The sequence below is a fragment of the Vibrio sp. Vb1127 genome, assembly GCF_033338735.1.
GTDB classification, from domain to species: Bacteria; Pseudomonadota; Gammaproteobacteria; order Enterobacterales; family Vibrionaceae; genus Vibrio; species Vibrio alginolyticus.
The window spans coordinates 59,381-77,214 of sequence record NZ_JAWOTF010000008.1 but is presented as its reverse complement, the minus strand read 5'-3'; the positions used below and the strand labels follow the sequence as shown (position 1 = coordinate 77,214).

Annotated in this window: 18 protein-coding genes; 7 read left to right on the top strand and 11 right to left on the bottom strand. The window is 45.0% G+C overall.

All coding sequences use genetic code 11. The features are described 5' to 3' along the window. Positions 1 to 20: 20 nt before the first annotated feature. A complete protein-coding gene (locus R7H07_RS12850; protein ID WP_025768352.1) occupies positions 21 to 482 on the bottom strand; it encodes a GNAT family N-acetyltransferase in 462 nt (153 codons plus the stop codon). Between the two features lie 142 nt (positions 483 to 624). On the opposite strand from R7H07_RS12850, the gene dbpA reads away from it, so the two are divergent. Continuing rightward, entirely contained in the window at positions 625 to 2,004 is a 1,380-nt protein-coding gene (dbpA, locus tag R7H07_RS12845; RefSeq protein ID WP_005379583.1) for an ATP-dependent RNA helicase DbpA, read from the top strand. Positions 2,005 to 2,058: 54 nt separating this feature from the next. Here dbpA and R7H07_RS12840 read toward each other — a convergent pair whose 3' ends face one another. Then, positions 2,059 to 2,637: a Crp/Fnr family transcriptional regulator gene (locus R7H07_RS12840; protein WP_017820293.1), complete on the bottom strand. Its 579-nt coding sequence runs from the start codon at positions 2,635 to 2,637 to the stop codon at positions 2,059 to 2,061. A gap of 97 nt (positions 2,638 to 2,734) precedes the next feature. Continuing rightward, positions 2,735 to 4,696, bottom strand: coding sequence for a 2',3'-cyclic-nucleotide 2'-phosphodiesterase (gene cpdB / locus R7H07_RS12835; RefSeq protein ID WP_042522453.1), 1,962 nt, complete (start codon positions 4,694 to 4,696; stop codon positions 2,735 to 2,737). Between the two features lie 275 nt (positions 4,697 to 4,971). On the opposite strand from cpdB, the gene cobA reads away from it, so the two are divergent. The 5 genes from cobA (at position 4,972) to cysC (ending at position 10,881) form a co-directional block, all read left to right on the top strand. Then, on the top strand, positions 4,972 to 5,847 hold the full coding sequence (cobA, locus tag R7H07_RS12830) for a uroporphyrinogen-III C-methyltransferase (RefSeq protein WP_206959337.1): 876 nt from the start codon (positions 4,972 to 4,974) through the stop codon (positions 5,845 to 5,847). 59 nt (positions 5,848 to 5,906) lie between these two features. Next, positions 5,907 to 6,815: a sulfate adenylyltransferase subunit CysD gene (cysD, locus tag R7H07_RS12825; RefSeq protein ID WP_005379592.1), complete on the top strand. Its 909-nt coding sequence runs from the start codon at positions 5,907 to 5,909 to the stop codon at positions 6,813 to 6,815. 18 nt (positions 6,816 to 6,833) lie between these two features. Beyond that, a complete protein-coding gene (gene cysN / locus R7H07_RS12820) occupies positions 6,834 to 8,264 on the top strand; it encodes a sulfate adenylyltransferase subunit CysN (protein ID WP_017633444.1) in 1,431 nt (476 codons plus the stop codon). 250 nt (positions 8,265 to 8,514) lie between these two features. Further along, positions 8,515 to 10,239: an SLC13 family permease gene (locus R7H07_RS12815; protein WP_005379596.1), complete on the top strand. Its 1,725-nt coding sequence runs from the start codon at positions 8,515 to 8,517 to the stop codon at positions 10,237 to 10,239. Between the two features lie 24 nt (positions 10,240 to 10,263). Then, positions 10,264 to 10,881: an adenylyl-sulfate kinase gene (gene cysC, locus R7H07_RS12810; RefSeq protein WP_005379598.1), complete on the top strand. Its 618-nt coding sequence runs from the start codon at positions 10,264 to 10,266 to the stop codon at positions 10,879 to 10,881. 89 nt (positions 10,882 to 10,970) lie between these two features. Here the strand turns inward: cysC and R7H07_RS12805 are convergent, their stop codons facing one another. From R7H07_RS12805 to R7H07_RS12775, 7 genes are all read right to left on the bottom strand, one after another. Continuing rightward, positions 10,971 to 11,876, bottom strand: a complete 906-nt coding sequence (locus R7H07_RS12805; protein WP_132936728.1) for a TIGR03899 family protein — start codon at positions 11,874 to 11,876, stop codon at positions 10,971 to 10,973. Between the two features lie 322 nt (positions 11,877 to 12,198). Further along, positions 12,199 to 12,693 carry a DUF3299 domain-containing protein gene (locus tag R7H07_RS12800; protein WP_005379600.1) on the bottom strand — a complete coding sequence of 165 codons (495 nt, stop codon included), beginning with the start codon at positions 12,691 to 12,693 and terminating at the stop codon, positions 12,199 to 12,201. 4 nt (positions 12,694 to 12,697) lie between these two features. Continuing rightward, on the bottom strand, positions 12,698 to 13,957 hold the full coding sequence (locus tag R7H07_RS12795; RefSeq protein WP_005379602.1) for an ABC transporter permease: 1,260 nt from the start codon (positions 13,955 to 13,957) through the stop codon (positions 12,698 to 12,700). Beyond that, positions 13,954 to 14,682, bottom strand: coding sequence for an ABC transporter ATP-binding protein (locus R7H07_RS12790; protein ID WP_005379603.1), 729 nt, complete (start codon positions 14,680 to 14,682; stop codon positions 13,954 to 13,956). The genes R7H07_RS12795 and R7H07_RS12790 overlap by 4 nt, the downstream gene beginning before the upstream one ends. 52 nt (positions 14,683 to 14,734) lie before the next feature. Then, positions 14,735 to 15,388, bottom strand: a complete 654-nt coding sequence (gene zrgA / locus R7H07_RS12785; RefSeq protein ID WP_033906016.1) for a zinc uptake protein ZrgA — start codon at positions 15,386 to 15,388, stop codon at positions 14,735 to 14,737. Between the two features lie 133 nt (positions 15,389 to 15,521). Further along, complete coding sequence (locus R7H07_RS12780; protein WP_005379608.1) at positions 15,522 to 15,821, bottom strand: DUF2607 family protein; 300 nt, start codon at positions 15,819 to 15,821, stop codon at positions 15,522 to 15,524. A 227-nt stretch (positions 15,822 to 16,048) separates the two neighbouring features. After that, positions 16,049 to 16,600 carry a YtfJ family protein gene (locus tag R7H07_RS12775; protein WP_054574246.1) on the bottom strand — a complete coding sequence of 184 codons (552 nt, stop codon included), beginning with the start codon at positions 16,598 to 16,600 and terminating at the stop codon, positions 16,049 to 16,051. Positions 16,601 to 16,815: 215 nt separating this feature from the next. Here R7H07_RS12775 and R7H07_RS12770 point away from each other — a divergent pair, with 215 nt between their 5' ends. Then, positions 16,816 to 17,016 (top strand): DUF1107 domain-containing protein, encoded by a 201-nt coding sequence (locus R7H07_RS12770; RefSeq protein WP_005379612.1) that lies wholly within the window; start codon positions 16,816 to 16,818, stop codon positions 17,014 to 17,016. A gap of 70 nt (positions 17,017 to 17,086) precedes the next feature. Here R7H07_RS12770 and msrA read toward each other — a convergent pair whose 3' ends face one another. Then, on the bottom strand, positions 17,087 to 17,725 hold the full coding sequence (gene msrA, locus R7H07_RS12765) for a peptide-methionine (S)-S-oxide reductase MsrA (RefSeq protein WP_017633451.1): 639 nt from the start codon (positions 17,723 to 17,725) through the stop codon (positions 17,087 to 17,089). Between the last annotated feature and the right edge of the window lie 109 nt (positions 17,726 to 17,834).

Here is a 17,834-nt window from a genome sequence, read left to right as displayed (position 1 = left end):
GTAACCAATCGAGTTGAAGCTTATAGCGCTACGGATTCTTTCCGCATATCCACATGAGGGATACCATCTTCAAGATAGCACTCTGAGATAACCTTGAATCCATGACTAGCATAAAACTGGATGAGGTGTTCTTGAGCACCTATATCTATTGTCTGTCCTGGCCATAATGTTTCGCATTGTGCCAAGGCCTTGTCCAATAACTTATGACCTAAGCCACCGCCTCGCGCGGTCTGCTTTGTCACCACTCGACCAATACTCACATTGTCATACGTAGTGCCTGCGGGCAGTAATCTTGCGCAAGCAACCAGTTCATCACCGTGATAGCCTATTAGATGATAAATGCCTTCCAGCGTGTCCTTACCATCAAGTTCAGGGTAAGGGCAGGTTTGTTCAACAACGAATACATCCACACGCAATTTCATCATTTCATACAGCTGCGTGGTTGTTAGCTGAGCAAAGGGCAAAGTAATCCAAGTGAGCATGTTGTTATCCGTAATGAGAATAGAGTGACTGACTTTACTTTGTTTTGAGCTCATACTCATTAACAAAGGTTAATTAGCACTGGTTTTCCCACCAAATCTGGTGATAATGTGCCCTCTTTCCATCTCACCTGAGGATATCCCCGTGAGCAAACAAACATTCGATCAAGTTGGGCTTAACCCAGCGTTACTCGCCACACTTGATTCCCTGAACTATACCCACATGACGCCAATTCAAGCTTTGAGCTTGCCTGCAATCCTAAAACATCGTGATGTCATCGGGCAGGGTAAAACGGGCTCAGGTAAAACCGCTGCATTTGGTTTAGGGGTTTTATCGAACCTCAACGTCAAACGCTTTCGTGTCCAGTCATTAGTATTGTGTCCAACACGTGAGCTTGCAGATCAAGTAGCGAAGGAAATTCGTACTTTAGGTCGCGGCATTCATAATATTAAAGTGCTTACTCTCTGCGGTGGGATGCCAATGGGGCCACAAATTGGTTCGTTAGAGCATGGTGCGCATATCCTAGTTGGTACTCCTGGTCGTATTTTGGATCACCTTGAAAAAGGCCGAATTGATCTTAGCGAACTGAATACCTTGGTGCTAGATGAAGCTGATCGCATGTTGGACATGGGTTTCCAAGACGCATTAGATGCAATCATCGATGCAGCGCCAAAGCAGCGTCAAACTCTACTTTTCAGTGCTACTTTTCCAGAAAAAATTGAGCAAATTGCGCAGCGTATAATGCAGACACCGGAAGTGATTAAGGTGGAATCGACGCATGATACTTCAAGCATTGCGCAGTACTTCTATAAAGTTGAAGGCTCGGAAGCGCGTGATGAAGCATTGGCGAATTTGCTGCTGACTCACCAACCAGAGTCCGCGGTTGTTTTTTGTAATACCAAAAAAGAAGTGCAAAGTGTCGCAGATGAGTTGCATCACAAAGGATTCAGCGTTATCGATATCCACGGGGACTTAGAGCAGCGTGAACGCGACCAAGCATTGGTGCAGTTTGCTAACAAGAGTGTGTCTATCCTTGTTGCAACAGACGTTGCAGCGCGTGGTTTGGACGTTGATAATCTTGATGCTGTCTTTAACTTTGAGCTATCGCGCGATCCTGAGGTTCATGTGCACCGTATTGGTCGTACAGGTCGTGCGGGTAGTAAAGGTTTAGCGTTTAGCTTTTTTGGTGAGAAAGACGGTTTACGTGTAGCTCGTATTGAAGAATACCTAGAGATGGACGTGGTACCAGCAACATTGCCTGCCAAATCAAATCAGCAGCCATACCAAGCGAAGATGGTGACGATTAACATTGATGGCGGTAAGAAACAGAAAGTACGACCGGGTGATATTTTAGGTTGTCTGACAGGAAAAAATGGTATTCCAGGCTCTCAAGTCGGAAAGATCCATCTGTTCCCTGTGCGCGCTTATGTTGCCGTCGAAAAGTCTGTGGCTAAAAAGGCTCTACAAACCATTAGTAACGGCAAGATGAAAGGGCGCCAGTTCCGGGCGCGAATTCTTAAATAGCTCAAATAGCAGAGAAAAAGCTCTTCGTTTGAAGAGCTTTTTTCTTTTTTGAGTTTATTTGAGAGTGTGATCTTTGGTTAAGCGTGCTTTGATTCGACTCAAACTGATTGGTGTAATGCCCAGGTAGGCCGCAATTTGACTATCGGTAATACGTTGCTTTAAATCTGGGTAATGAGCGCAAAATAATTGATATCGTTCTTCTGGAGAGTAGAGCAACATAAAGCGTTCTTTGTTCTCTTTATTAACCAGTTGGTTTTCGAGTAGCTTTAAGTAAATGGCGTGCTTTTCTGCTCGCCAGTGATGCAACGTTTCAATTGGCAAGCAAAATAGCTGACAAGCGCTCAGCGTTTCCAATAAGTAAGGCGAAGGTTGGTCCTTTATTATGCTCTCAAACCCGATAACCCAGTCCTTCTCCCAATAAAATTCTTTACTGAATTCTTTGCCGTGCTCAGTAAGATAGCTTGCGTGGCATAACCCCTCAATGATGAAGTAAAGGTGTGAGCTAAACTCCCCTTGGTGATTAAGAATGTGGCGTGTAGGCAGTTCGAGTAACTCACCATTTTCAATAAGTTGGTTTGCTTCTGTCTCTAAAAAGCCATGTTTGACTAAGTCTGAAAAAAGATCGCTGTGCATGTGATAACTCAGAAACGGTTTTCTTTATTTTAACGGGTTTTATTGATAACAAAAAAGCGGCTCATGAGAGCCGCTTAGTGTTGTTGTCAAATCAACCTTATTTATTCAGATCGATTTGATAAATTGCGAAACCAATGTCGTCTGTTGACACGCGTTTCATTGGGTATTGTCCTTTCTCTTTGATGAACTGCGCCGCTTTATCGCTAGGGGAGGTTTCGAAACGAATATCTAGCTTGTTATCGGACTTAATCGGTGCGAAAGACCAGTTGTTGTCAGCGCTTGGTGTCACTTCTCCTTTTTCTTCACTCACGCGAGAAATATAAGTGGCGACGACAGAGCGGTTTTCATCTGGTGCGTCAAACGCAATGAAATCTGGGCCTGTACCAGGGAAAGTATTGCTATAAGCACGGTAGTTATTGGTTGCGATGATGAAATCTTGCTTCGGATTGACAGGCTTACCATTGAACGTCAGGTTCACAATACGCTGAGAATCTGGATTAATCACTTTACAATCCGCATCGTACTTCGGCGGTTGGGTAACGTCGATTTGGTAGTTAACCCCATCAATAACATCGAAGTTGTAAGTACGGAAATTATCCCAATCAATCAAAGATTGCGGTTTAGGATTGTTGATGTCGATGTGGTTGAATTGACCCGCACTGCACTCTAGCCATTCGCGAACTTCTTTACCTTTCACTTTCATCGCAACCAAGGTGTTTGGATATAAGTAAAGATCGGCCGCATTACGGAAGGTGAGCTGACCGGATTCTACTTCTGTAAAGTTATTCGGATCGTTCTTACGACCGCCGACTTTAAATGGTGCTGCCGCACTCAGTACTGGAATGTCAGAAAGGTCTGGGTCGCCTTGAATAAAGCGTTCTACGTAGTCTTTCTGAGCAAGGTTAACGATTTGAATGGTGGGGTCGTCCTGCACTAATGCCAAGAAGCTGTACATGACATCATTTGCTTTGCCGATTGGTTGGTTTACAAATTCACGAGTGCCTTTGTGATCTTCTTCTAACGCTTTCACAATATCTTCATCGGCTTTAGCTAATGACTTCTTATTTACTTTATCGAAGATAGGGCGTGCTTCTGCTTGGCCTTCGATGACTTGCCATCTGCCGTCTTTCTCTTTCAGCATCAAATCCATCACACCTACGTGACTTCCCCAGCGACCCGGCATCACGGACGTTACACCATTGATGGTCCCTTTATCTATATCAACACCAGGTAGGTTTGCGAAGTCTTTCCCTGGGAAGACTGCGTGAGAGTGGCCAAAAGCAATTGCATCAATACCTTCAACTTCTGTGAGGTAGTAAACAGAGTTTTCAGCGCCTAGCTTGTATGGATCAGTAGAAATGCCCGAGTGTGGAATCGCCACAATCACGTCTGCGCCTTCTTTCTTCATTTGAGGAATCAGTTTCTCTGCTGTTTCCTTAATGTCTTTAGCAAAGACTTTGCCTTCTAGGTTCTTCTTATCCCACACCATAATTTGTGGTGGTACAAAGCCGATGTAACCCACTTTTATTTGATGCGCTTCGCCGTTTGTGTCTGTAAATGTGTGAGTTTTGATGAGGTAAGGCTTGAAGTAATGCTCACCGGTTTGTTTATCAAATACGTTTGCATTGATGTAAGGGAAGTTTGCCCCCTTCAACGTCGTTTGTAGGAAATCTAAGCCATAGTTGAACTCATGATTGCCAATGTTGCCCACATCGTAGTCTAGCTGGTTCATCGCTTTGTAGACTGGGTGCACGTCGCCGGGATTAATCCCCTTTGCCGCCATGTAATCGCCCATTGGGCTGCCCTGAATTAAATCACCGTTATCTACTAGTACCGTGTTTTCTGTCTCGGACTTAGCTTGTTTCACTATTGTCGCTGCGCGACTTAAACCGATTTGCTGTGATGGTTGGTCTTTGTAGTAATCGTAATCCATCACGTTGGTGTGAATGTCGGTAGTTTCGATAATACGAAGCTTGATGGTATCGGCCATTGCTGGGCCAGCAAGCGTTAGCATGCCACTTAATACTGCGAGGGAAATAGGATGAACTGCCACTTTCATTTGGTGCTCCAATTCAATGATAAGGGGAAATCGTACTGCGTAATGTATCAAACACAGATGCAACTCGATGATAAAGATACAGAAAACTGTGAACATTAATCAGTTTACTGAACCTTATTCATATTAACCGCCGACTTTTTCACGCTTTTGAATGAGACCAAACAAAAACTTCTTAGCAGATTTTTGAATAAAAAATGAAATTTTAGAATTTCAGGTAATATAAACGCCCCGCCATAATGCTTGCATAACGATATCAATGGACGATGAGCAAGCACATGGCAACGAACGATTCAGTCACTTCTTTTCCTAAACCAAAGCCCCGGTTAGTTTCTGACAACCCAGTCGCTGGTGTTACTCGTTTTGCAAAGCAATCGCTACAGCCTGGTGAAGTCGCCTTAGTAGGTGCAGGACCAGGCGATCCTGAACTTCTGACGGTGAAAGCACTGAACTGCTTGCAGCAAGCTGATGTGGTTTTGTACGACTACTTGGTGTCTGAAGAAATCATGGCATTGATTCCAAGCGATACGATTTTGGTGTGCGTTGGGAAGCGAGCTGGGCATCACAGTGTGCCGCAGGAGAAGACGAATCAGCTTTTGGTGGATTTTGCCAAGGAGGGCTACAAAGTAGTGCGCATTAAAGGTGGGGATCCGTTTGTATTCGGTCGTGGTGGTGAAGAGTTAGAAGTGCTTGCTGATGCCGGCGTTCGTTTTCAAGTTGTCCCTGGCATTACCGCAGCAGCTGGCGCAACCGCTTATGCTGGTATTCCACTGACTCATCGTGATTATGCGCAATCGGCCATCTTTGTGACTGGCCACTTGAAAGAAGAAAGTGATGAGATGGATTGGTCCACGTTGGCGCGTGGGAATCAGACTTTAGTGATCTACATGGGGCTGATGAAATCACACTATATTCAGAATCAACTCATTAAGCATGGTCGTTCAGCGTCGACTCCGATTGCCATTATTGAGCGTGGCACGCAGATTCAACAAAAAGTATTTACGGGAGAACTCTCCCAACTCTCTGATTTATCGAAGGAAGCACAGTCGCCATCTTTGATTGTTGTCGGAGAGGTAGTGCGACTGTCTCAAAAGTTAGACTGGTTTTTGTCTAGTACTGAATTCAACAAAAGTGCTATTGCCAACTCCATATAATTTCAGACCAAAGATTAGAGACGTAATGCGCCTTCAAGCTTAAAAAGGAAATACAAAACATGGACCAACAACGTTTAACTCACCTTAAACAACTCGAAGCGGAGAGTATCCACATCATCCGTGAAGTTGCGGCTGAGTTTGATAACCCAGTCATGATGTATTCGATTGGTAAAGACTCATCAGTGATGCTGCACCTTGCGCGTAAAGCTTTTTACCCAGGTAAGATTCCATTTCCATTGCTGCATGTTGACACCGATTGGAAGTTCCGCGAGATGATTGAATTTCGTGATCGCACCGCGGCCAAATACGGTTTTGAGCTTTTGGTACATAAGAATCCAGAAGGTCTAGCCATGGGCTGTAGTCCGTTTGTTCATGGTTCTTCTAAGCACACTGACATCATGAAGACTCAAGGCTTAAAACAAGCGCTGAACAAGTACGGTTTTGATGCGGCCTTTGGTGGTGCGCGCCGCGACGAAGAGAAATCACGGGCGAAAGAGCGCGTGTATTCATTCCGCGATAAGAACCATACATGGGATCCTAAAAACCAACGTCCTGAGCTATGGAAGACGTACAACGGCCAGGTCAATAAGGGTGAGAGCATTCGTGTATTCCCGCTGTCTAACTGGACTGAGCTTGATATCTGGCAATACATCTATTTAGAAAACATCGAGATCGTGCCGCTTTACCTCGCGGACAAACGCCCAGTTGTTGAACGCGATGGCATGCTGATCATGGTTGATGATGATCGTATGGAGCTTCAACCGGGTGAAGTGATTGAAGAGAAGAGTGTGCGCTTCCGTACCCTTGGTTGTTATCCATTGACTGGGGCCATCGAGTCTGAAGCAAACACTTTAACTGGCATTATCGAAGAGATGCTGGTGGCAACGTCGAGTGAGCGCCAAGGCCGAGCGATCGACCACGATCAGTCAGGATCGATGGAGCTTAAGAAACGTCAAGGTTACTTCTAAAGGATCTAAGGAAAGATAATGAACAGTGCAGTTGAAGCTCAATTAGCCGAGCTTGGTATCGAAGGCTATTTAACACAACACCAGTACAAGTCGTTACTTAGATTCTTGACTTGTGGCTCGGTGGATGACGGTAAAAGTACATTAATCGGTCGCTTACTCCATGACTCAAAACAAATTTATGAAGATCAGCTAGCGGCAGTGCACTCAGACAGCCAACGTGTGGGCACCACGGGTGAAAAACCTGACCTTGCGTTGTTGGTCGATGGCTTACAAGCTGAGCGCGAGCAGGGGATCACGATTGATGTGGCTTACCGCTATTTCTCGACGCAGAAACGTAAATTCATCATTGCAGATACTCCTGGACACGAGCAGTACACACGTAACATGGCTACAGGTGCATCGACATGTGACTTAGCTGTGATTCTGGTTGATGCACGTAAGGGCATTCTCGATCAAACTCGTCGTCACTCTTTCATTTCCAACCTGTTGGGTTTGAAGCACTTTGTTGTGGCGATCAACAAGATGGACTTAGTGGATTACTCCCAAGAGCGCTTTGAAGAGATCCGCGACGAGTATTTGAAGTTCTCTGAGAATCTGACAGGGGATATTGATATTCAAATCATCCCGATCTCAGCGCTTGAAGGGGACAATGTGGTGGATAAAGGCCAAAACCTGACTTGGTTTAAAGGCCCATCATTGCTTGAGCTTCTTGAAACGGTCGATGTGGATCAAGAAAAAGGCGCGGGTGAATTCCGCTTCCCTGTGCAATACGTTAATCGTCCTAACCTCGATTTCCGTGGTTTTGCGGGGACCATTTCTTCTGGTTCGATCAAAGTCGGTGATGCCATTAAAGCATTGCCATCGGGTAAAACGTCAACTGTGGCTCGTATTGTGACCTTTGATGGTGATATCGAAGAAGCTCGTGCCGGATTAGCTGTCACTCTGACGCTAAGCGATGAGATCGATATTAGCCGTGGCGACTTAATTGTTCTAGATAATGCTCAAGTGGAAACCACAAACCATTTGCTTGCCGATGTGGTGTGGATGACAGAGCAACCCCTGCAACCGGGTCGTGACTATGACATCAAAATCGCAGGTAAGAAAACCGTAGGTCATGTTGAAGCGATTCGTCATCAATATGACATTAATAATCTCTCGACTCATAGCTCGGCAGAGCTGCCATTGAATGGTATTGGTTTGTGTGAATGGTCTCTTAATGAGTCAGTCGCGCTGGACAATTATCAAGACTGTGCAGATACCGGTGGCTTTATCATTATCGATCGTCTGACAAACGTGACGGTTGGTGCTGGCATGGTTAAAGAGAGCCTCGCCGTGGTTGAGCGCGATTTGACGGACATCTCTGCGTTTGAAGTTGAGCTTAATGCGCTTGTCCGTAAACACTTCCCACACTGGGAAGCAAAAGACGTCAGCCAGTTTCTGAAAAAGTAACTGGCTTACCCAAGTACGATAATTTCAGGCTCTGTCTGCTGTTGTACTTGAGGCGTCGCTACCTAACTGAATTGCGAAATGTCGTTAGGTATTCTCCTAATACCAGAATGCTTCGGTGGAGCCCAAGAAAACCGAGCATTCTGATGTTCTTTTCGCTTGCGCTGATTTTTGTCTGTTTACTCGTTTGTCGGTGTTTCATGGATAAATGAGTCGTTGTTGTGCCCTTTGGGCTATTTGGTAAGGAAAGGCTATGTGGGAACAAGGGTTTGTGTTAGCGATTTTGCTTGGCATTATCACTTGCTTGCTTGTCACGAAAATTAAGCCTAGTTACGTCTTTGCGGGTGCCGCTTTTATTGCATTCATGGCTGGGATGATGGATTCAGCCACTATCGCATCCAATTTTACCAACTCTTCATTGTTAACCCTGGTTTTATTGATTCTTGCATCCTGTGCTCTAGAAAAAACACTGCTGATCAGTTGGGTGAGCCGAAGTATCTCTGAGGGCCAGTTAGGCAGCGTGATTGCTAAGCTCGGTGTGTCGACCGCCTTGCTTTCTTCATTTACGAATAATACCGCTGTGGTTGTCTCATTGATTGGGGCGATTAAGCGTAATCAGCAGCATGCACCTTCGAAATTACTTATTCCCTTGTCTTACGCCGCCATTTTTGGTGGCACGTTAACTTTGATTGGTACGTCGACTAACTTAATCATCAACAGCTTTGTCGAAGACGCAGGCTTACCGAGCCTGAGCTTTTTTACACCTACGATGATAGGTTTGGCTGTGCTGGTGGGAGGGATGTTGATTCTTATCCCGCTCAGCTACTTGCTACCGAATTATGATGATCAAAACCAAGAAGATTTACCTTACTTTCTTGAGTCTCGCGTTGAGCCAGGATCACCGCTAGTTGGGCGTACGATCAGCGAGAATAATTTACGTGCTCTGCGCAAACTGTTTCTTGCAGAAGTGGTGCGCGATGGTGTTACTGTTTCTTCTGTGGGACCGGATTTTGTGCTCAATGCAAAAGACCGCCTGTTATTTTGTGGCGATGTTGAGAGCGTCGCGACCCTGCAAGAAATTCCGGGCCTCAAGTTGTTTGGGCAGCAGCACTTAAATGGGCAAAACTTTATCGAAGTTGTGGTGAGCTCGTCGGCGACATTTTGCTACAAAACCCTCAAAGAGAGCCGATTCCGCGACCGATTCGATGCCGTTGTTGTGGCGATTCGCCGAGGCCACGAACGCCTAGAAGGTGGCTTGGGTAGTATTACCTTAGCGCCAGGGGACACGTTAGTTCTGGTTCCAGGCAAGCGTTTTGAGTCTGAACGCCGAGCTCATCGTAAAGAGTTTGTTTTAGTGCATGACTTGGACTCTAGCGCTCGGCTTGATACGAATAAGTCTTCTATTGTATTACTGGGCTTTGCAGCCGTAATTGGATGCGCTCTATTAGAGTTAGTACCGATTATTAAAGGTCTAGCTGCGTACCTTATCGCGCTTATTGCGTTTGGTATTGTGCAGATTTCAGAACTGCGCCGCCGTTTTCCGATCGATATCGTCGTGATTGTCGGTTCCGCTTTGTCTATTGCTCAACTGATGATCTCTTCTGGATTGTCAGAAAGAATGGGAGTGATGTTTATTGAAGCGTTTAATGGCTGGGGAGTATTTGGTGCCTTGGTGGCGACTTATATCATGACATTGGTACTCACTGAATTGGTGACAAACAATGCCGCGGCTGCGCTTTCTTTTCCTATCGGCTATAGCATGGCGGTGGGTTATGGCGTGGATCCGATGCCATTCATCATGGCGGTTTTGTTCGGCGCGAGTGCGAGCTTTATCTCTCCCTACGGTTACCAAACTAACCTGCTGGTGTACAGCGTAGGAAATTACAAATTGACCGACTACGTGAGAATTGGAGTGCCAATTTCGATTGTGTACTCTGTATTAGTACTTACTTTGATCCCGGTCTTTTTCCCGTTTTAATTCCGATATTTACAAGGATACGTTATGACTGCCGAAACGACGGTAAAAGATGAAAACATTGTTTGGCACCAGCATTCGGTTGATAAACAGTTTCGTGCTGAATTAAAGAAGCAAAAACCTGCCGTATTGTGGTTCACTGGCTTATCTGGAGCGGGTAAATCAACCGTAGCGGGGGCGTTGGAAAATCGCCTTGCAGCATTGGGTTACCACACCTATTTATTGGATGGTGACAATGTACGACATGGTTTGTGTAGCGATTTAGGTTTTTCTGAACAGGACCGTCGCGAGAACATTCGTCGTATTGGTGAACTGGCGAAGTTGATGGCAGATGCGGGTTTAATTGTTCTGTCGGCGTTTATTTCACCGCATCGTGCAGAGCGGAAGTTAGTGCGCGATTTATTGCCAGAAGGCGAGTTTATCGAAGTGTATGTCAATGCATCTCTAGAGGTTTGCGAAGGTCGAGATCCTAAGGGTTTATACCGTAAAGCCCGTGCGGGAGAGATTCCTAATTTCACTGGTATTGATTCGGAATATCAAGCGCCAGAGAACCCTGAAATCGATTTGCCCGCGGGAGAAAAGAGTGTCGATGAGCTGGTGGATTTGTGCTTAATCGATCTTAAACAACGCGGTGTGATCCGATAAAAAAGCATTTAGATCATAGGTGACCTAAAGCTCTTTGAGCAGCTGTAGAAGTATTTGGCTCATAGGTAGTCAAATGCTTCTCAAGCTGGCTAGACGGTATGATGAACCGTACTTTTAGCTTCACTATGGACACTAAATCTATGATTTAACAGTGCAAGCATTTGGTCGTAGTATTCGGCATGTGGTTTGTTACCGAGCAAGGTACAGAGCTCATTGCCTGTGGGTGTGAATCGGTAATATAAAAGGCGGACACCTTTACTGTTTACGTTCAGCGACAAGTTTTTACCTTGGTAGGTGAGGATCAACGGTGTATCGATACTAATTTCGCCAGATTCAAGTTCGGCACTGTGCAGCAGCCCTAATTCAATTAAGAGCAAAAAGCTTGAATAGGGCAGTTGAAAACTTCCCATATTTAGGCTGTTGGCGACGTCTCGCTTGCCGAAGCTAAATATGCCTCCTTGCGCTTTGTAACCAATCAGCAGTTTTCTGCTGTGATCCCCTCCAAAACTGCACGCTAAAGAGGCGGCTCTTTGCAGAGTTTGTGCTTCCTTTGGTGACATATCTTTGAGGGTTTTCAACGCTTTCATGGACGTTGAGCCCGGATTGGTCACTTCACGCTTCATCACTTGAGCCCATAGCTTTTGCATCGCGCTGTTATGGATGTCTTGAGCCATCTCAAAAAATCGATGCAACCAATCTTGGTCTGGCTCTCCCGCTGTCTCATCTCGGCATGAACTGTGCGCTAATTTTAAAATCTGTTCTAAGTTTTTTTGTCGCTGTTCTTGGCGTCTTTGCTCTCGCAATTGGGCTCTTTCAAACGCAGATTTGGCTGGCGGTTCGGTTTGCAGTAAGGCGTCAAGACCGTGTATTTGGGCAATGGTTTTTACCTTACTAGCACTGTCTTTTATGTAGCCTTGTTTCTTTTCTTGTTGCGTATTTTTTTTTGTGTCTGACTGATGTTCGATGACAACAGGTTGCTTTGTCGGGTCTGCCATTCGTTTTCCTACCAAGAACTGCGCGGTTCGCACGTTTAAATTTACACCTTATCTGACCAAGCGACCAGACAGGAGTTCTCAGTTTTTGAACGAATAGGGCTATTCAAAATGATAATGAGTTGTTAAAATTGTTATCGTTATTTTGGAGGGGCTATGAAGTTCTCAGAAGCAGGTAAACTCAAAAAGCACCTGTCGATAGCGTTTCTTTTGGTTATTTATGTGGGCGTATTAGCGTATTTATCTCGTTATATCGTGTAGCACAAAGCTAAAAAAGGCGCCAGTGTGACGCCTTAGGTGTAGCGAGGCTTATCGACGACTTAAATTACATATCGTCGTAGGCTTCTATTTCTGATCCCTCAATAACGTAAGCCGTTTCTGCCAGTTCGTGGTTTATCGTCTCGGTTTTCAACGTTCCAACCACATATATAACATCCCACAACTCTTGAACAGGCGCGCCTTTCGGAAACTTCACGTAAATGATCTGGTTTGGAGGCGGTGGTGGCACGTGAATACAAGCTCCAAAATATGGCACCAATAAAAATTCGGTGACGGTATCGGCATCACCTTCAAGTGGGATAACAAACCCTGGAATTTTAACTTGGCTTCCGTTCAGTTCTGGTCGAACGTTACCAATCTTGGACTGCTGGGCTGCGCCACCACTGTGATCAGATGCGGGCATGCCTATACTGTCGAATAATTTACGCTCTTTTTCTGGAACAAGGTCAATCCAGTCAAGCTTCAATGGTTCTTCGCTGGCCATAACAGGCGCTGTGAATGCGACGACCAGCAAGCAACTTGCGAGAATTTTTTTCCACATTTTATTAAATCCTTATTGTCATTCCGTCACTCAGTGACTGTCGGTAGGCGCGGAGTGCGGGAATGAAACCAATCACAATACCAGCGCATTGTACGAAACCTAATAGCATCCACTCATAAGTAGATAAGATGCTTAAGGTGAGATGTATTCCATAGTGCTGTTGGATGATCGGCTGCGCGATAGCAAGAATAGCATACAGCCCAGTAACGCCAGTAATAATACCAGCAGCAGTAAGCAAGCTGGCTTCACTAATTAAGAGTGAGAAAACATGACGAGGCCTTGCTCCCATGGCACGCAAAATCGCCATTTCACGGCGGCGTTCCTGTAGGCTAGTTAATAGACTGCTTAACATACCTAACAACCCTGCAATCACGACAAAACCAGATACTGCCATTAGGGCTTGCTCTGCAACAGACATCATTCCCCATAACTCATGCAACGCAACGCCGGGCATAATGGCGCTAAGCGGCTCTTTGGGGTAGGTGTTAATTTGTCTTTGCAGGGCGAAAGTTTGAATACGAGATTTCAAACCAACGAGCATAGCGGTAATTTGTTTGGGCTGAAAGTCTCTGTTTTTGAGATCTTGTGCCTTGGGTGTCGGGCCCAAACGCGCACCACTTTCCCATCCGACGTGAATGGCTTCGATGGCTTCCAATGATACATGGACAGTTTTGTCGACTGGTGTTCCTGTAGGTGCAAGGATACCGACAACTTTAAATGGCAGATTGTCATGACGGCTAAAGCCAACGTCGCTAATGCCGTGGGCAATGATGATTTCGCTACCGATATCATAACCAAGTTGTTTAGCGACATCAGAGCCTAGCACGGTTTCAAATAAACCATTGAATTCTCTACCCTTGCTGAATGTTAGTGGTTGCTTACTTCCAAACTTGTAATGCTCAAAGTAACTGTGATTGGTTCCCATAACTCGGAAGCCTTTATGCGAGTCGCCAAGCGAGATTGGAATAGCCCAATCGACTGAACGATGATTGGCAAACTCTTGGTAGCTTTTCCAATCGATGTTGTTGGTCGCATTACCAATACGAAACACAGAATAGAGCAATAGGTTCACTTGCCCAGAACGTCCACCAATAATGAGGTCTGTGCCTGAAATTGTATTGGCGAAGCTATCCTTGGCTTGAGTTCGGATACGCTCGACGCCCAAGAGGAGTACCACTGAAATCGCAACGGTCATGATGGTTAGAATTGCCGTCGCTTTGCGGTTCATCAAGCTCTTCCAGGCGAGCTTTACAACAGCACTCATGATATGGCTCCTAGGCTAGATACTTGATTAATGTCGGGTAGATTGAGCGTGCGATCGAATAAGGGTTCGAGTGTTGGGTCGTGGCTAACGAATACCAGTGTGGCATTGGCTTGATTCGCTTGCTCCATGAGGAGCTCAATAAATGCCTTACGATTGTCATAGTCTAAAGCTGAGGTTGGTTCGTCAGCGATCACTAACTCTGGATGTCCTATCAGAGCTCGAGCCGCAGCCACACGTTGTTGTTGACCAATACTCAATTCAGAGACAGGGCGTGTATGAAGCTCGTTTGGCAAGTGCAGTCGTTCTAGTAGGGCCTGAGCCTGTTCATTTAACGTTTGAGATGAGGCACCTAAATGGGCACGGTCACGTCGTATTTTACTGAACTGACATGGCAATAATACGTTTTCAAGTACGTTAAGGTACGGCAATAAATTGAACTGTTGAAAGATGTAGCCAATATGATTGGCGCGAAAGCGGTCTCTCTGACTGGCACTTAAACTAGCAAGGTCAGTATCGAGTACAGATAGAGAGCCTGAAGTTAATGTGTTAATCCCCGTCAACAAAGCGAGCAAGGTCGATTTACCGCAGCCACTTGGACCTTTGATAAACACATGCTCGCCTTGTGTAATGTGTAATTTGGGGATGTGGATGGTTGGGTTGGTTGAACCGGGCCAGAAAAATTGGGCATCTTCTAGCTCGACAACATTTGGTGTGGTTTCAGTCATATTAAATCACCAAAGCTGTGGCGTGTAAGTGGGTACTTACACGCCACTCGTGTTATTTGATTACGATTTGGGTGTTATCTTTGCTTAATTTAATTGCTGATTGCATGGTATCAGTGAATATATTGACGCTGATGGACTCTGTAGTTGGGAATTGGTTAAACCAATCGGTTTGGATTTGGCTAAGCTGATTAACTTGTTCGCAACTGAAGCGATATTGCACCGAAAATTCACCGTGACCGCCATGATCGTGCGCCTCATCATGAGCGTCATGGTGGTCATGTTTATCATGATGTTCATTGTGATCATGGTGTTCGTGCCCTTCATGATCGTGATGTGCATGGTCATCATGGTCGTGCTCACTATGATCATGTTCCTCATGAGTTTCGCTTAGGTTGTGGCTCACGTAAGCTTCTTCAATATTACAATCAGCTTGTGAGTTAATAGCGAACAATGCGTTGCTGTCTTCGAGTGTAGCGACGGCTTGTTTAAGCGCTTGCTCTTGTTGCGCGTTTTCTGGAGCATGTTCGAAACCCACAACATCAGCTCCAGGAGCTGTAATCTCTACTAACAGATCTTTGCCATCTTGGGCGATATTAAACTCGACGTGACCATGCACATGAGCACCATGCTGGCGGTATTCGTTTGCATTCGCTGCTGTTGATAAAGTGAGGCCAATAGCAAGGGCTAAAACGTGTTTTGATGACATTGTATTTTTCCTAATTTTACTGGCATTAACCAAAGGCGGTATTGCTCAGATTCGAGTTTCACTAAGTTATTGTTCCTGACACACTAGGTGCGGAAATGAACTCAATAATTTTGAGTGTGGAATAGTTTGGAAATTAAGCAAAATAAGGAGGGGCACGAGCAGCGCCAAGAACTTCTTCGCCGTACACGAGATGCAAAAAAACATGATGATGCTGGGCGCGCGTAAAAGTCGGTGTAGAGAGGGTAGGTTGTACCTTTGCTATACCGTGCTGAACACCAGAAAATAATTGGCAATGATGATGGGTATGATGGTCGGGCGTCAGATCGACTTGATGAAGTACAACCGCAAAGTTCCAAGCGATCAGCAACGCAACACTGAAAAATAAAGCAGTGCGATACCAATATCTTAGTGTTTTTTGCTGGTGGTGGTACATCTGAGCTCCTCTTACCGACTGTTATAATATAACACCCATAATGAATAAAAGTTCACTCTTTTGTTGGCTAGCAGAAAAATTTAACTCCACACATACGTGCCGAAAAATATTGGTAATACTCTCTGATGGAAGTGTCGCACTTATAAAGAGCAGAGTTATCACTGCCCATGCTTCTAATCAAATTCATATAGCTCCTTACAGCAAGAGCAAGGAGCCATTCAATGAAGCTAGATGTTCTGTTTAATAAGCTCAATGACTTTTGTTATCTCATCTTGCTCAAGTGCGCCCTCTTTGACGAACAGAATTTTGCCCGTTTTGTCTTGAACAATAATGGCCGAGCTTTCTTCTTTCAGGTCCCAAGTATTAGCAACTACGCCACTTTCATCAAGAACCATGGATGACCAAGGAAACTCTTTTTTGCTGTCTTGAGCTGAAGACTTCACGAAAGAGCCTGTCCCCCAAATTGCATCATCTTGGTTGATGATAGTCGTCGTCTGGTAGCTTTCTTGTGGAAAATTTGCCGCTGTTATTGCCGACATTAAAGGGGCATTCATCTCTTTTGAACTGCTACGGCCTGCGATGGCTTGAATAACACGAACTTTGCCTTGCATATGTTGAGTTGCCCAGGGTTGGTATGCAACGCCTTCGCCTTGTAAAACAATCTCGCCGTAAGCGGCAACATTGACAGGAGGAACGCTTTTTCCTACTGACAAGTTGTGTGCAAAGGTCAAGCTTGGCGTTAAGGCCAGTAGTAGAGGTAGGAGAGTCTTAGTTTTCATATTGTTATATTCCGTACGAGGTTTGGAAGCTTCCAGTATATATCCAGATCTTAGAAATTTGTAGGACCGTTTATAACATTTATTTAACGTATGGAGTGGTGTAATCTTGCGTTATATTTAGAATTTGCTAAAATGAGTTCCGTCGCAAATTGCGCATTAAGATTGCAGAGGAAAAATAAGCAATCCGTGTTTTCTCAAAGGAATTGAGGTGAGTTATGCTACGTGAGTTTGCTGTATATCGACCATTACAAGTGGCCCGTTTTGTTAAAACGTTGTTCAAAGGTCAGTTTTTTATTGTCGGGGTTGGTTGTTTTCAGTTCGACAATGGCAAAGTGTTACTACCTGACGTCAACGATCATAAAAGGCTCACCATCTTTAAAGAAGTCAACCAAGTGATAGCATCATTATCGGCTTAGTTAGCTTGGTACCCACTTAGATTTAGAAAAGAGCGACCATATCGGTCGCTCTTTTTGTTGCTGGTTAGGTTTATCCTTGGAGGCTTGGTGGGAAGCAAACTCCCGTTCCTCCGATGCCACAGTAACCATCAGGGTTTTTCGCCAAATATTGCTGGTGGTAGGTTTCCGCAAAGTAATACGGACCTGCTGGTTGTATTTCGGTGGTGATGTTCGCGCGTTGCTCTTCTTGCAGTGCTTGTTGATACAAGAGTTTCGATTTCTCTGCGCTCTCGAGTTGCTCCGTCGAATAAGTGTAAATTGCAGAACGATATTGAGTACCTAAGTCGTTACCTTGACGCATTCCCTGAGTTGGGTCGTGTTTTTCCCAAAAAACAGCCAGTAGCTTTTCTAATGAGATGACGCGTTCATCGAAAACGACTCGAACGACTTCTGTATGACCCGTTTTACCCGTACAGACTTCTTCATAGGTGGGATTGGGTGTGTACCCCCCAGCGTAACCGACCGAAGTAGATACAACGCCGTCGAGTTGCCAAAATACGCGCTCAGCGCCCCAAAAACAGCCCATTCCGAGCAAAATCTGTTGTTGGTGTGACGTCAGAGGCGCCTTTAGGTTAGATTTATTTACAAAATGATGATCGTCAATCTGCATTGGTTGATCTCTACCTGGCAAGGCATCTTCTATACTGATCAATGTTTGTTTGTTGAGCATGGTATTTGTCCTTCAATACGTGTCTTAAATTTGCGAACTTTTTCATTTCGTCTGTATCTGATGCTGTGATGACATAGACCGCGTTAAACCTATTAATATTACAGACTTA